Annotated in this window: 16 protein-coding genes; 8 read left to right on the top strand and 8 right to left on the bottom strand. The window is 63.1% G+C overall.

The genetic code is table 11. The annotated features are described in order from the left end of the window. Positions 1 to 135 precede the first annotated feature (135 nt). Together QM615_RS04310 and QM615_RS04305 are read left to right on the top strand one after the other, a co-directional pair. Positions 136 to 1,704 (top strand): PucR family transcriptional regulator, encoded by a 1,569-nt coding sequence (locus QM615_RS04310; RefSeq protein WP_283347072.1) that lies wholly within the window; start codon positions 136 to 138, stop codon positions 1,702 to 1,704. 9 nt (positions 1,705 to 1,713) lie between these two features. Continuing rightward, positions 1,714 to 2,346: a DUF2461 domain-containing protein gene (locus QM615_RS04305; RefSeq protein WP_269593475.1), complete on the top strand. Its 633-nt coding sequence runs from the start codon at positions 1,714 to 1,716 to the stop codon at positions 2,344 to 2,346. Positions 2,347 to 2,356: 10 nt separating this feature from the next. On the opposite strand, the gene pucL is transcribed toward QM615_RS04305, so the two are convergent. The 4 genes from pucL to uraD (QM615_RS04285) are packed head-to-tail and all read right to left on the bottom strand — an operon-like array spanning position 2,357 to position 6,020. Further along, positions 2,357 to 3,277 (bottom strand): factor-independent urate hydroxylase, encoded by a 921-nt coding sequence (gene pucL, locus QM615_RS04300; RefSeq protein WP_283347071.1) that lies wholly within the window; start codon positions 3,275 to 3,277, stop codon positions 2,357 to 2,359. 1 nt (position 3,278) lies between these two features. Further along, entirely contained in the window at positions 3,279 to 3,605 is a 327-nt protein-coding gene (uraH, locus tag QM615_RS04295; RefSeq protein ID WP_032376865.1) for a hydroxyisourate hydrolase, read from the bottom strand. Then, positions 3,602 to 4,105, bottom strand: a complete 504-nt coding sequence (gene uraD, locus QM615_RS04290) for a 2-oxo-4-hydroxy-4-carboxy-5-ureidoimidazoline decarboxylase (RefSeq protein WP_283347070.1) — start codon at positions 4,103 to 4,105, stop codon at positions 3,602 to 3,604. The genes uraH and uraD (QM615_RS04290) overlap by 4 nt, the downstream gene beginning before the upstream one ends. Before the next feature lie 10 nt (positions 4,106 to 4,115). After that, positions 4,116 to 6,020 (bottom strand): 2-oxo-4-hydroxy-4-carboxy-5-ureidoimidazoline decarboxylase, encoded by a 1,905-nt coding sequence (gene uraD, locus QM615_RS04285; RefSeq protein ID WP_283347069.1) that lies wholly within the window; start codon positions 6,018 to 6,020, stop codon positions 4,116 to 4,118. Positions 6,021 to 6,195: 175 nt separating this feature from the next. Between uraD (QM615_RS04285) and QM615_RS04280 the strand changes: the two genes are divergently transcribed. After that, positions 6,196 to 6,732: a nucleotidyltransferase family protein gene (locus QM615_RS04280; RefSeq protein WP_283347169.1), complete on the top strand. Its 537-nt coding sequence runs from the start codon at positions 6,196 to 6,198 to the stop codon at positions 6,730 to 6,732. A gap of 46 nt (positions 6,733 to 6,778) precedes the next feature. Here QM615_RS04280 and QM615_RS04275 read toward each other — a convergent pair whose 3' ends face one another. Next, entirely contained in the window at positions 6,779 to 7,330 is a 552-nt protein-coding gene (locus tag QM615_RS04275) for an alpha/beta hydrolase (RefSeq protein WP_283347068.1), read from the bottom strand. Between the two features lie 168 nt (positions 7,331 to 7,498). Between QM615_RS04275 and QM615_RS04270 the strand changes: the two genes are divergently transcribed. The 5 genes from QM615_RS04270 to QM615_RS04250 all read left to right on the top strand — a co-directional run bounded on the left by QM615_RS04270 (position 7,499) and on the right by QM615_RS04250 (position 10,530). Beyond that, positions 7,499 to 7,900, top strand: coding sequence for a VOC family protein (locus QM615_RS04270; protein WP_283347067.1), 402 nt, complete (start codon positions 7,499 to 7,501; stop codon positions 7,898 to 7,900). Positions 7,901 to 7,905: 5 nt separating this feature from the next. Continuing rightward, complete coding sequence (locus QM615_RS04265) at positions 7,906 to 8,547, top strand: class I SAM-dependent DNA methyltransferase (RefSeq protein WP_283347066.1); 642 nt, start codon at positions 7,906 to 7,908, stop codon at positions 8,545 to 8,547. Positions 8,548 to 8,574: 27 nt separating this feature from the next. Continuing rightward, positions 8,575 to 9,402, top strand: coding sequence for an ATP-grasp domain-containing protein (locus QM615_RS04260; RefSeq protein WP_283347065.1), 828 nt, complete (start codon positions 8,575 to 8,577; stop codon positions 9,400 to 9,402). Between the two features lie 88 nt (positions 9,403 to 9,490). Further along, positions 9,491 to 9,961, top strand: coding sequence for a DUF2306 domain-containing protein (locus tag QM615_RS04255; protein WP_283347064.1), 471 nt, complete (start codon positions 9,491 to 9,493; stop codon positions 9,959 to 9,961). Beyond that, positions 9,952 to 10,530 (top strand): P-loop NTPase family protein, encoded by a 579-nt coding sequence (locus tag QM615_RS04250; protein ID WP_269593483.1) that lies wholly within the window; start codon positions 9,952 to 9,954, stop codon positions 10,528 to 10,530. Before QM615_RS04255 ends, QM615_RS04250 begins: the two co-directional genes overlap by 10 nt. Before the next feature lie 6 nt (positions 10,531 to 10,536). Here QM615_RS04250 and QM615_RS04245 read toward each other — a convergent pair whose 3' ends face one another. The 3 genes from QM615_RS04245 to QM615_RS04235 are packed head-to-tail and all read right to left on the bottom strand — an operon-like array spanning position 10,537 to position 13,446. After that, the gene (locus tag QM615_RS04245; RefSeq protein WP_283347063.1) at positions 10,537 to 11,223 is read right to left on the bottom strand and encodes a haloacid dehalogenase type II; all 687 of its coding nucleotides are present in this window, start codon (positions 11,221 to 11,223) and stop codon (positions 10,537 to 10,539) included. Then, positions 11,220 to 11,639, bottom strand: coding sequence for a DUF1707 SHOCT-like domain-containing protein (locus tag QM615_RS04240; protein WP_283347062.1), 420 nt, complete (start codon positions 11,637 to 11,639; stop codon positions 11,220 to 11,222). Before QM615_RS04240 ends, QM615_RS04245 begins: the two co-directional genes overlap by 4 nt. Before the next feature lie 7 nt (positions 11,640 to 11,646). After that, on the bottom strand, positions 11,647 to 13,446 hold the full coding sequence (locus QM615_RS04235) for an acetyl/propionyl/methylcrotonyl-CoA carboxylase subunit alpha (protein WP_283347061.1): 1,800 nt from the start codon (positions 13,444 to 13,446) through the stop codon (positions 11,647 to 11,649). Between the last annotated feature and the right edge of the window lie 118 nt (positions 13,447 to 13,564).

Genomic DNA, 13,564 nt, shown 5'->3' with positions numbered 1-13,564 from the left:
GTGAGTATCTGTTACCGATCTTCGGTCGTTCGGCGATACGCCCGAAACTCGCCCGAAACAACCCACACATACTGTTTTTCATACGAGCTCAGCTGTTTCGAGCACGCTCAGCGAGGGCCGGGGGGAGGGGTAGCAGTGCAGGTCAAGGACTTGCTCGACGCCACACAGCTCGGCATTCGATTGCTCACCTCCGATACCGACGCCCTCGGCCGCACGCTGCGTTGGACCTACACGACCGATCTGCCCGATCCGTCGCGCTACATCGCCGGCGGCGAGTTGGTCATCACCGGTCTCGTGTGGCATCGAACGCCCGCGGACAGTGAGATGTTCGTCAGGGCCGTCGCCGAATCGGGGGCTTCGGCACTGGCCGCCGGTGAAGGGCTGCTCGGCCACGTTCCACCCGACTTGATCGACGCATGCGAGCGGCACGGACTACCCCTGCTCGCGGTACCCGAGATCGTCTCGTTCGGCGAGGTGACGGAGTTTCTCGTCGGCCGTGTCACCGGAGATCGCATAGCCTCGCTGAACACCTCGCTCGTCCGGCAACGCCAGCTGCTCACCGCGATCGCAGACGGCAGAGCGCTCGACGAGTTGGCGCTGCACACCTCCAGGGAAACCGGGATGGCGTGTCTGATCTTCACGGCGACCGGACGCCGGCTGGTGGCCGAGGTCACGGCGTTCTCCGATGCCGACGTCGATACTCTGACGCACGCTGCGCTGTCCTCCGAAAGGCTGCCCACGACAACCACTCTCAGTGACAGAGGTGTGTACAGCATCTTCGGTGTCGGGCCTGCGCTCGCGCAGCGGACCACGCGATGGTTCCTCGCGGTGGCGGGAGACATGGCGACGTTCCCACCCGCCATCGCCGATGCGTTCGGCCAGCTCGCGGCCATCGCCGCGCTCGATCGTGCTCGACGCGAGGAGGGGCGACTGGTCCGACGCGAAATCGCCGACCAGGCAGTGGCGTTGATCGAGGCCGACAGCACCAGACCCGAGGCCCTGACGCGGCTGCGTCAGGCAGGCGTCGACCCGGACCGCTCGCTGTTCGTCGTCAGAGTCGTTCACAGCGGACGGATCGACCTGCGCGAGATGCTGCGTACGGTTCTCAGCGACACACTCACCTCCTTCGGTGGAGGATGCGTCGGGTGCAGCACGCACGGCGACATCGTCGCTGTCGTGAACACCGACGATCCTGATTTCACACAGACACTGCGAACTCGATTGACTCGCTTGGGTTCCGGCATCGGGCACAGCCGTCTGCTCGTGGGGGTCAGCTCCGAGGCAACTGGGATCACCATCGACGGCGCGCTGCGATCGGCCCGGCACGCACTCGAAGTCAGCAGACAAGGGTCAAGCCCGGTGACCGTCACCGCGGGTGCGCAACTGACCTCGGCGGTGTCGATGCTCTCGGCTCTGCCGGACGACGTGCGTCGGTCGTTCGTCGAACACGTTCTCGCTCCACTGCTCGACTACGACCGGCGCACCGATGCCGGCCTGACCGACACCCTCCGCGAGTTCCTGGCGACCGGTGGATCGTGGAACCGGACGGCCGAGTCGTTGCACGTCCACCTCAACACCGTGCGGTACCGAATCAAGCGAGTGGAGGAGTTGCTGGGCCGGGATCTGAATTCCACCTCGGACCGGCTCGATGTCTATCTCGCGCTTCAATCCATCCCTCGTTCGTCGGCCACCGGGGCCGCATAGGATCGAGGAATGACTGGCTTCACCGGAATACCCTTCGCTGCCCTGGATTTCTACGAGGACCTCGAAGCCGACAACAGCAAGCTCTGGTGGAGCGAGCACAAGGAGGTCTACGACAGCGCGGTCAAGGGGCCGATGACAGCATTGCTCGCGACCCTCGAACCGGAATTCGGCAGCGCCAAGGTGTTTCGCCCCTACCGCGATGTCCGTTTCTCGAAGGACAAGACGCCGTACAAGACCCATCAGGGTGGATTCGTCGCTCGTGGGGACAGTCTGGGCTACTACGTCCAGATCGACCCCGCCGGCTTGTTCGTCGCAGGCGGCTTCTACAACTCCTCGACCGAGGGTGTCGCCCGCTACCGCCGCACCGTCGACGACGATGTCCGCGGTGCCGAACTCGAGCGAATTCTGGCGACGCTGACCAAGGCCGGATACGAGATCGGCGGCGACAAGCTCAAGACCAAGCCGCGGGGATACGAGCTGGAACACCCGCGCATCGACCTGTTGCGCCACAAGTCACTCACCGCGGGCAAGCATTTCGGCTCACCCGCGTGGCTGGAGACACCCAAGGCCGCCACGAAGGTGCGCGATGCCTGGCGAGCCCTGACCCCGTTGGTGGAGTGGACTGCGGCGCTGCACACGTGAGCGCAGCGCTCTATCCGACGACAGAGTATGTCCGCCAGGCACTTCCGGCGTCCGGGGCATCCTCACGCTCGACGGTTGCCTGAATCAGACCGTACGGCCGATCGTCCGCGTTGAACACCTCGAGATTGTTCTCGATGCCGAACCTGCCCAGGTCGTAGACGAAGTGATGCTTGTTCGGTGCGGACATCGTGATCTCTGCGATGAACGGATACTTCTCCAGCACCGCCTCGCCCATGGCGTACAGAGTCTGCTGGAGGGCCAGTGACTGCACATTGGCGAACCGCTCGATCATCGCCGCCTTCACACCCGCGTACACGGCGTCCCACTCGACGTCGGTGGTGGTGTATCGCCATTGCGCGGTCAGCGATGTCGCCATCACCCGGTCGGTGGTGGGTTCGAGAATCGTCAGGTCATCTTCGAGGAATCCGTGGAATTCCGAGCCCGTGGACTTGAGAATCACCATCTCCTTGAAGCCGCTGATCACCCACGTCTGCTGCGCGTCGCCCTTACCCTCGACGGTCACCGCCGACGTACGGATCTCCTCACCCTTGCGGGTCCACGTGTGATCGTGCTCGACGCCGTCGATCACCGCGCGAGCCCAGGCGTACTCCTCGAGTTCGATGCGGGCCCCTTCGACGGGTTCCACATCGTCGACGAAGTGCCGAGCGAGATCGAGGCCGTAGCTCTCCAGATGCAGCAACCCCTTGGTCTTCGCGTACGCGTACGCGGTCTGCTTCTGGGTGTCGGTGGGAAGCACATTGGACTGATCTCCCACCAGATGCGCGGGCGAGAAGTCGCCGCGCAGGGCGCTCGACACGTTGATGTCGTGGATCTCGTGCCGGGGAGAGTCGCGATAGATCCGCACCACGCGGTTCTCGGCCTTGCCGTACTGATTGGATCCGAGGACGATCTTTCCGGTCAGGTCGGTCATGTCAGCTCCCGCGATAGGTCGAATAAGCGAAGGGGGACAACAGCAATGGGACGTGATAGTGGGCGTCGGGATCGGTGACGGTGAAGGAGATCGACACCTCGGGATAGAAGCTCGGTGTCGATGTCGCCTCGAAATAATCGCCGGTGTCGAACGAGAGGCGATACACGCCCGGATCGATCGGCCCTGGCACCACCTCGCCGATTCGGCCGTCGCCATCGGTGGTGGCGGTGGAGATTTCGCCCTTCTCGGGATGGAACAACCGCACCCGCATCCCCACCGCAGGTGTCCCCGAGGTGGCGTCGAGGACGTGGGTCGACAGCCCCGTCACTGCTCTGGTCCCAGCATGCGTCCGAGGCGAATTCGGTTGATCTTGGCCAGTTCCACGCGGAGCACCCGTCTTTCGGTTTCGGCATCGTTGTCGAGCCTCTCCTCGAGGATAGCGAGCAGGTCCTCCGCGGACCTGCCCGTGGCGCACACCAGATACACATGGCCGAACTTGTCCTCGTACGCACGGTTTCCCGCCGCCAGCTTCTCGCGTACCTCGGTACCCGCCGTCGTCACACCGGCCTGCTCACGTTTCGAGGACGGGTTGTCGGCCTTGCCGCCGATGCGTGGATGACCGTCGAGTGCATGGTCGATCTCGGCCTCGGGTAGTTCGGCAAGTACTCGATCCGCCCTGTCCAACAGCAGATCTCGACTGTCGAAGGGGCGACCCTGGGCGACTCGACGGGCCCAGATCGACGATGCGCAGCACTCGTAGAGTGCATGCATCGCTTGCCGATCACTGAGTCGATTGAACCCGTCGAGCCCTATCCATTCGTGCAGCACATCTCGCTCGCTATCTGAAGTCGTTGATGCGACCGAACCGCGCGGCCGCGATCGGGTTGGCGTCGGCCACGAGGTCGTCGAACCGGTAGTTCGCGATCTTGGCGATCTCGATCATCGCGAACGACCGCTCCGCCGACGGTGCGTTCTCGACGCGTGACCACCCGTTGGCCAGAACTCGATCGTAACGCTCCGTCTCCCGTGCACAGATCACCAGCGGGAAGCCGAAGTGTTCGCGGTATTCGGCGGCGAGTTGGACGATGTTGTCGTGCTCGTCCTCCTCCAGGTTGGACAAGCCGACGTGGTCCGCTGCGTTGAGGGTGCCGGTGGCGTCCTCGCTACCGAGATCGGGGTAGCTGTTGATCAGTTCGATCTGTTCCTCGGTGGTGCCGGCCAACAATGCCTCCTGGAACGCCTCGCGCAACCCGTGCGCATCGGCGAAAGGCCGCTGCTGGTACGCGCGTTCGACCACCCACGGAGTGCCCTGCACCAAGCCGCCGAACGTGGCAGCGAAGTCCTGGGCGGACATCTCGTTGACCGTGTCGAGGGTGATGCCCTTACCCGGACCACCCGCGACAGCCTGCCCGCGATTACCGATGTGGAAGAACAAGACGTTGAGCACGATTGCCGAGACCGCGCCGAGAACGATGCCACTGCCGAACAACATTTCCAGCCAGTCGGGCACACCCTCGGAGACCGTCGGTTGAATGGTCACGAGCATTGCAAGGCCGAGACTTGTGGCGACGATGATCAGGTTGCGGTGATCGGTGAAGTCCACCTTCGACAGAGTCTGGATTCCGACCACGGCGACGGTCGCGAACAGGGCGAGCGCGGCTCCGCCGAGCACCGGCGGCGGGATGGATGCCACGACTGCTGCTGTCTTGGGCAGCAGACCCAGCAGAATCATGATGCCGCCTGCCGTGGCCACCACCCAACGGCTGCGCACGCCGGTCAGGCGGACCAGGCCGACGTTCTCCGAGAAGGCCGTGTACGGGAACGAGTTGAACGTGCCGCCGATGACGGTGGCCACGCCGTCCGCGCGCAGAGTTGCCGCGATGTCGTCCTTCTTGATGCGCTTGCCGACGATCTCACCCGTCGCGTACACACTGCCGGTGGTTTCGACGGCGATGATGAGCATGACCACGATCATCGAAATGATGGCGACGACACTGAATTTGGGTACACCGAACAGGAAGGGCTGCGTGAACCCGATCCACGACGCCTCCGAGGTGCCGTCGAAGTTCATGTCTCCCAGAACGAACGCCACGGCGCTACCGATCACCAGGCCAAGAAGCACGGCGATGGTGGCCATGAAACCCTTGAAGAATCGTTGGATCAGCACAATGATGAGCAGGGTGCCGATTGCGTATGCCATCCACCGTCCGTTGGACGGATCCTGTTCGTGGGTAGCAGGATTGGTCACCGCATCGTTGACGGCGACCGGCAGCAACGCCACACCGATGATCGTGATGACGGTACCGGTGACCACCGGTGGGAAGAATCGCAGCAGCCTACTGAAGTACGGAGCCATGAAGAACGTGACGAGACCGGCGACGATGACGGCGCCGTAGACGTACAGCAACCCCTCGGTGCCGCCGCCGTTCGCCATCGCGATCGCGATCACCGGAGAGACACCGGCGAACGTCACGCCCTGCAGGAGCGGCAGGCGGACACCGATCTTCCAGAATCCGACCGATTGGATGATCGATGCGATGCCGCAGGTGAACAGATCTGCGTTGATAAGGTGGATCAACTGTTCGTTGGTCAGTCCGATCGCGCTGCCGATGATGATCGGCACCAAGACGGCGCCGGCGTAGAACGCGACGACATGTTGGAACCCGTAAGCAGCAAGTTTCGGAACGGGGAGCACTTCGTCGACAGGATGGACACGTTTGCGTGTGGTGGGCTTGACGGACATGGGTGGGCACCTCGCGGAAGCAACAGGGCAGGGTTCCTGCGACGCTGCAGGAGAAGTGCACTAAGAATCAGTCATCGCGCCTATCCTCGCTAGTCGAGCGAGCACAAACTTCGGGACGTACTCGACGTGGACGTTGTGCGAACATCCAAGACTTCACCCGAGAGTGAAAGGAACGATCGTGTCGGACCTTGCCGTCGGAGTGCTATTGGCCGCCGGTGCCGGAACGCGATACGGATCGCCCAAAGTGCTCGCCCACGACGGGCTGTGGCTCAGGACTGCGGTGCAGGCATTGCGCGACGGCGGCTGTGATCGCGTGGTCGTGGTGCTGGGCGCGGCGGATGCGCCCGTGCCCGACGGTGTGATCGCTGTTTATGCACCCCAGTGGGAACAAGGAATGAGCGCGTCGTTCGAGGTCGGTCTGACCGCAGCGTCGGACGCGGACTACGCGGTGGTGCATGTGGTCGATACGCCGGACGTGGGAGCGGAGGTGGTGCGGGCGGTTCTCGCTGCTGCGCGGGAAACCGGTCTCGCCAGGGCCGTGTTCGACGGCCGTCCCGGACATCCGGTCGTTCTGGCGCGACGACACGTCGACGCAGCCGTGGCATCGGCGTCGGGGGACTTCGGTGCACGCGACTTCCTGCGGGGAAGAGACGACGTGATCGCCGTCGAATGTTCGCAATGGGCAACGGGAATCGACCACGACTATCGGTGAGCGGACGCCCGGTCTGCATGTTCGACCGAGTCGGCCTCGTCATCGACTACGAGGATCGGGGCCGGTAAGCGTCCCCGCGGGGACGCTTGCATCCGCGCATTTCGGCGACAATGTCGTCGATCATGCCGTCGGACTGATGACCACCGGTCGACAACTCGATCAGTCTCGCCGACGGGAGAGCCGTCGAGTTCGACGCCAGGTGAGAAATGGGAACTACGTCGTCGTCCCGGCAGTGGACGAGCGTCAGGTCGGTCTCGGGCTCCTGGGTGGTGAACGCGTAGTCCGTGACATCCCACCCATGCGGAGTCCAGTCCGGCATCGCCAACAGAGTGGCTCTCAGGGGTCGCTCCCGGCGATGTTCTGCCAAGACCCTGACGAGGATCGATGCGCCGAAGGAATGCGCAATCACCGCATCATCCGATCCGAGCCGGTCCAGGTGCTGCCGAACCGGCGCGGCCCAGTCCTCGAAACCCATGGCAGTGTCGGACAGTTCGGGCATGCACAGATCGAGGTGCAAAGCCTGTGCAAGTCCGTTGGCCAGCGGTGCGTCGTCGAAAAATCCGCCGGCACCGTGAACGAACAGAAGTCGACCGACCATAGTGGGTTCCTCTCCTCGGCAATGCTGTCACCGAAGAAGACCGAATCGCGGCCGTGAATTCACCGGTTGACTCGGATTCGGGGTCCGTGCGAGCATCGTCCTCAGCGTCGCGTGTCGATGACGGACTGCGTCAGGCATGGAGGCGTCGTACTGCCCAGGAGGCAGCGCATGTCCATTTCGTTCGGTCACACCATCATCGTTGCGAAGAACAGTGCCGCATCGGCCGAGTTCTTTTGCACCCTGTTCGCTTTACCCGAGGCCCCGTCATGGGGGCCGTTCGTCAATGTGCAACTCACCGATGGAATTCTCATCCAATTCGCCGAGCCCCCCTTCGACGATATTCAGTTCCAGCACTACGCGTTTCGGGTCAGCGACGATCTGTTCGACGCGGCCTATACCAGGCTGGTCGACCAGGGCGTCGAACACTGGGCCGACCCTCGGATGACCGAACCCGGCACCGTCAACACCGACCACGGAGGGCGCGGAGTGTATTTTCGCGACCCGACAGGTCACCTGTTCGAGATGCTGACGCACTCGTACCTGACTGTGGAGGGTGTGCCGGTACCGTAGCCACTGTGACCGAGCAGCAGCATGTTTCGATGACGAGAGCCGCCTACGACACCGTTGCCGAGAGCTACGCCGAACTCGTTCGCGACGAACTCGACGGCCGACATCTCGAGTACGGATTGTTGGCGACGTTCGCAGCCCGGGTACCGAGCGGACACGTTCTGGAGGTGGGGTGTGGATCCGGCCGTATCACCGAGCAGCTGCACCGCCTCGGCCTCGCCGTAGCGGGGATGGATCTGTCGCCCAATATGATCGAGGTCGCTCGGCGCGAACATCCGCACCTGCGATTCGATGTCGGATCGATGGAGGCATTGGACGCGGGTGACAGCTCTCTGGCGGGGATCGTTGCCTGGTACTCGATCATCCACACGCCTCCGCACCAATTGTCGAAGATCTTTGCCGAATTGCATCGGGTGCTGATGCCGGAAGGTCTGCTGCTGTTGGCATTTCAAGCAGGCAACGAGCGGGTGCGACTCGAGCAGGCGTACGGACACTCGGTCTCGTACGACGCATACCGACTCGACCCCGACATGGTCGCAGGCATGCTCGTCGAGGCGAACTTCGAGGTGGACGTCCGCGTGCATCGAGCTCCGATGGGATACGAGTCGACATCGCAGGCATTTCTGTTGGCCCGCAAACGAACATCGTGATGTCTCGAGACCAGTAGGAGTCGCCCGATGCATGCACCCCGTCCACGCGTTCTCTTCGTCACCGACCTGGCGTATCTGTCGAAGGGCCGACGCTACTGCGACGAAGACATCTTTCTGTCGTCGCAGCTCCGTGAGTGGTTCGACATTGCGCTCTGTCACCCGCTCGACGCGCTTGCGCTGATGGACGGCTTCGATGTGGTCGTCATCCGGAACTCCGGGCCTGTGCTGGGGTACCAGGATGCTTTCGACATGTTTGCTCGCCATGCGCGCGAGAACGGCACGAAGGTTTTCACCCAGCTGACCGGCAAAGGCGACCAGAGAGGCAAGCAGTACCTGGTCGATCTTTACGTAGATGGTTTTCCGGTCATACCTACCGTCGACGACCCGCGGGACGTCTCGCGCTTACCCGAGGTGAATACCTATGTGGTGAAACCGAAATGGGGTGCCGACTCGATCGGCATGCGTCATTCCGGGCGCGCCGAACTATCGGAAGTAGAGCCGGGCAGCCTGATTCAGCCGCGAATCGATTTCGTGTACGAAGTGTCGTTCTACTTCATCGGCCGCACAGTTCAATACGCCTTGTACGCTCCTGACCCCGACAGACGTTGGGATCTGGAGCCGTACTCGACTACCGCTCAGGACCGAGAGTTCGCGCAACGATTCGTCGATTGGAACGACATCGACCACGGAATCACTCGGGTGGACGCATGCCGCACCGTCGACGGAACGCTGCTGTTGGTCGAGCTCGAAGACCTGAACCCGTACCTCTCACTCGACCGGCTGACCGAGTCGACGCGTCGAGAGTTCGTGAACCACATGGCGGAGGCGATCGTAGCGCTGTGTGCCCAACCGTAGAGGGCGATATCAGTCGGGTACAGCACGCTGGACGCAGCATCGGTGCTCACGATTCGGTAGCGTCGGTCGGGGCGAAAGGTGATGGCCGATGTCGATGACGGTGATCCACACGTCTGCCGCAATGCTGTCCGTTCTGGTCGGAGCAGTGGTTCTGTTCGCCCGCAAGGGCACCGTTTTTCATCGGGCATGCGGACGCACGTACGTTGTAGCGATTCTGGTGATGATCGCGGCGTCCTTCTTCGTCACCGAGATTCGTGACGGATGGAGCGTGTTCCACGCCGTGTCGATTCTGACAGCCGCGCTCGTGCTGTTCGGCTGGCTGCAACCGCTGGTCGGCCGCTCACGGTCGGGTTGGGTTCGGCGACACATGCTGTCGATGCAACTGTCCTACTTGGTACTCATCGTGACCGGAACGGCCCAGTTCTTCGACTATCTGCCTCTTCCGAACGACGCTCTCAACGCCATCGTTTTTCTGCAGTTGCCCCTGATGGTCGGGATCGTAGCAATCATTCGACGTAGTCGACGACCTGTCGGTTTCCAGGATTCGCTATGGTCTTGACCGTGATTTTCGGACCGAACGATGCGGTAATTTGTCGCCCCGCGAGGATCGTCGTCGCTGGGACGTCCGGTTCCGGGAAAACGACGCTGTCTGCCCGTCTCGGATCGATTCTGGGAATCGAACACATCGAGATCGACAGCTTGTTCCACGGCCCGAATTGGACGCCGCGTGCGACGTTCGAGTCCGACGTGGAGGAGTTCATCGCGCGCCCGTCGTGGGTCACCGAGTGGCAGTACAACTTCGTTCGAGACCGTCTCGCCGATCGAGCCGATTTGTTTCTGTGGCTGGACCTACCGCGCCGAACAGTCATGCGGCAGGTGATGGTTCGGACGCTACGCCGCAGGCTCGGTAGGCGCGAGCTGTGGAACGGCAACATCGAACCCCCACTTCACCGCATCTTCTTCGACCGCGACCACATCGTTCGATGGGCATGGAACACCTACCGGTCGACTACCGAGCGAGTGCAGCGACTGAGTGTGCGCCGCCCGGAGCTGACGATTGTTCGCTTCCGTTCGCACCGGGACGTGGACGCGTGGATTGCGCACCAGCTGATTCCTCTGACCCGATAGCAGTGGTCAGCAGCCCAATTGCGTTGCGAGAGAATCGATCGAGTCGACGCTGTGATTCCAGTCGGGTTCCGCGGCGAGGTCGGTGGTCTGACGCGGCCCGTGTTCGAGGGGACGAGCGACGAATGCCGTTGCGAAGCCGCAGTCCGCGGCCGCAGCAAGGTCACTGTTGTGTGCGGCGACCATCATGCATTCGCTCGGCTCGAGACCCAGAATGTCGGCGGTGCGTAGATAGGCGTCTGGCATCGGCTTGTACGCACGCACCGGTTCTGCTCCGAGGATTGCGTCCCATGGCAGTCCGGCATTCTTGGCCATATCGAGCAGGAGCGAGATGTTGCCGTTGGAGAGCGGCGCGATGATGAACTCGGTGCGTAGTCGGGTGAGCCCAGAAACCGAATCCGGCCACGGATCCAATCGGTGCCACGCGTGATTCAAGGATGCGACATCACTGTCGTCGAGCTGAACATCGAACTCCGACAACACGACTCGAAGTGACTCGAGATGAAGTACATCGAGCCGGGTGAACGGTCGATTGCCCGACCGAACCTGTTCCATCGCCGGCTGATACAGGCCGCGCCAGCGGTCGGCGAACGCATGACTGTCGATGTCGGGACCACACAGCGACTCGACCTCGCGGGCCACGCTGGTTCGCCAATCGACCACCGTGCCGAACACGTCGAACAGAAGCGCCTTCAACGATCCCTCTTCTTTTTCTTCGGACTCTTCGAGTGACCGCCTGCCGACAGCAGCGCACCCGCCAGCGGGATGAGAAGGAAGAACAGCCACTTCTGATCGAAGTCGGTGAGGAAGAACAATGCCAGTGAACCGAAGATGACCAGGGGCATCACCACTGCGCGCCAATCGATTCCGGCACCGCCCTCGGTCGGTGCCGGAGATTTCCCGAGCTGGGCGGGAGTGTGCGACGTCGACGCAGCGGGGAGATCGACGAAGACCTTGTCGATCTCCCCACGCGTCGTTGCCGAAGCAACAACGGCGCTGCGCTCGTCGAATTCGGGCACAGTCAGCCGACCCTCACTGAAGTGCAGACTCAGTGCCTCGAGGGCCTTCTCCCGATCAGTCGTACCGATTCGGATCTCCGGAAGCTCGGACATCGCTACGTCATTTGATCTCTGCGAGGACGGTGCCTTGAGTGATGGCGTCGCCTGCGGTGACGGTCAGGCCGGTGATGGTGCCTGCTTTGTGGGCGTTGACGGGGTTTTCCATTTTCATTGCTTCGAGGACGGCGATGAGGTCACCGGCGTCGACGGTTTGGCCTTCGTCGACGGCGACTTTGACCACGGTGCCCTGCATGGGTGCGGTGACGGCGTCTCCGGATGCGGCACCGGCTCCGGCACCACCGCGGGTGCGGGCTTTGGGCTTGCGCCGTACTGCTCCTGCGGGCCCGCCGCCGCTGCCACCGCCGCCGAGGGACAGTTCCCCGGGCAGGGAGACCTCGACACGTCGGCCACCGACCTCGACGACCACGGATTGCCGCGGCAGGACCTCGTAGTCGTCGATGGGTTGCCCGGCGGTGAACGGGGGAACCTGGTTGTCCCATTCGGTTTCGATCCAGCGGGTGTGGACGTCGAAGGAGTCGCCGTCGCCGATGAACGCCGGATCGGAGACCACCGCGGCGTGGAACGGAATCACCGTCGCCAACCCTTGGACATCGAATTCGGCGAGCGCTCGACGTGAACGCGCGAGGGCTTCCTCGCGGGTCGCGCCGGTGACGATGAGCTTGGCGAGCATCGAATCGAACTGGCCACCGATCACCGAGCCGGATTCGACACCGGAATCGACCCGAACCCCGGGTCCCGACGGCGCACGGAAGGTGGTCACCGGACCGGGAGCGGGCAGGAAGCCGCGTCCGGCGTCCTCGCCGTTGATCCGGAACTCGAACGAATGGCCCCGCGGTTCTGGATCGTCGGTGATGGAGAGTTCTTCACCGTTGGCGATCTTGAACTGCTGCAGCACCAGGTCGATGCCGGAGGTTTCCTCGGTGACCGGGTGCTCGACCTGCAGACGAGTGTTGACTTCCAGGAACGACACGAGGCCGTCTTGGCCGACGAGGTATTCGACGGTGCCGGCACCGTAGTAGCCGGCTTCGAGGCAGATGGCTTTCGCGCTGGAGTGGATTTCTTTGCGTTGGGCGTCGGTGAGGAACGGGGCGGGGGCTTCTTCGACGAGTTTCTGGAAGCGGCGTTGCAGGGAGCAGTCGCGGGTGCCGGCGACGATGACGTTGCCGTGTTGGTCGGCGATGACCTGAGCTTCGACGTGGCGCGGCTTGTCGAGGTAGCGCTCGACGAAGCATTCTCCGCGCCCGAACGCCGCGACTGCTTCGCGGGTGGCGGAGTCGAACAGTTCGGGGATTTCCTCGCGGGTGCGGGCGACTTTCATGCCGCGTCCGCCGCCACCGAACGCGGCTTTGATCGCGATCGGCAGGCCGTGTTCGTCGACGAAGGCGAGGATCTCGTCGGCATCCTTGACCGGCTCGGACGTGCCGGGGACCGAGGGTGCTTTGGCGCGGGCGGCGATGTGGCGGGCGGTGACCTTGTCACCGAGGTCGCGGATCGACTGCGGGGACGGGCCGATCCAGATCAGACCGGCATCGATGACCGCTTGGGCGAAGTCGGCGTTCTCGGAGAGGAATCCGTAGCCGGGGTGGATGGCGTCGGCCCCGGACTTGGCGGCTGCATCGATGATCTTGTCGATCACCAGATACGACTCCGCGGAGGTCTGCCCGCCGAGCGCGAACGCTTCGTCGGCCAGACGGACGAACGGGGCGTCGGCGTCGGGTTCGGCGTACACAGCGACACTGGCCAACCCGGCATCGGCCGCCGCCCGGATCACCCGCACCGCGATCTCACCACGATTGGCGACAAGAACCTTGGTGATCTGAGCACTGGCATGGCTGGGCACTGAGCCTCCTACGGATGTGTTTCTCGCGTGCTTCGTTACGAACGTCACGTCGGAGTCTAAGCATCGGCACTGTCATCGCTGCAATCGGTCTGCAGAGCTGCAGCTGATCGGCGGCGAG

It is taken from the genome of Rhodococcus sp. IEGM 1341 (genome assembly GCF_030056895.1).
Lineage (GTDB): Bacteria > Actinomycetota > Actinomycetes > Mycobacteriales > Mycobacteriaceae > Rhodococcoides.
The sequence above is the reverse complement of the archived record's forward strand: the minus strand, read 5'-3'. Positions and strand labels throughout refer to the sequence as shown.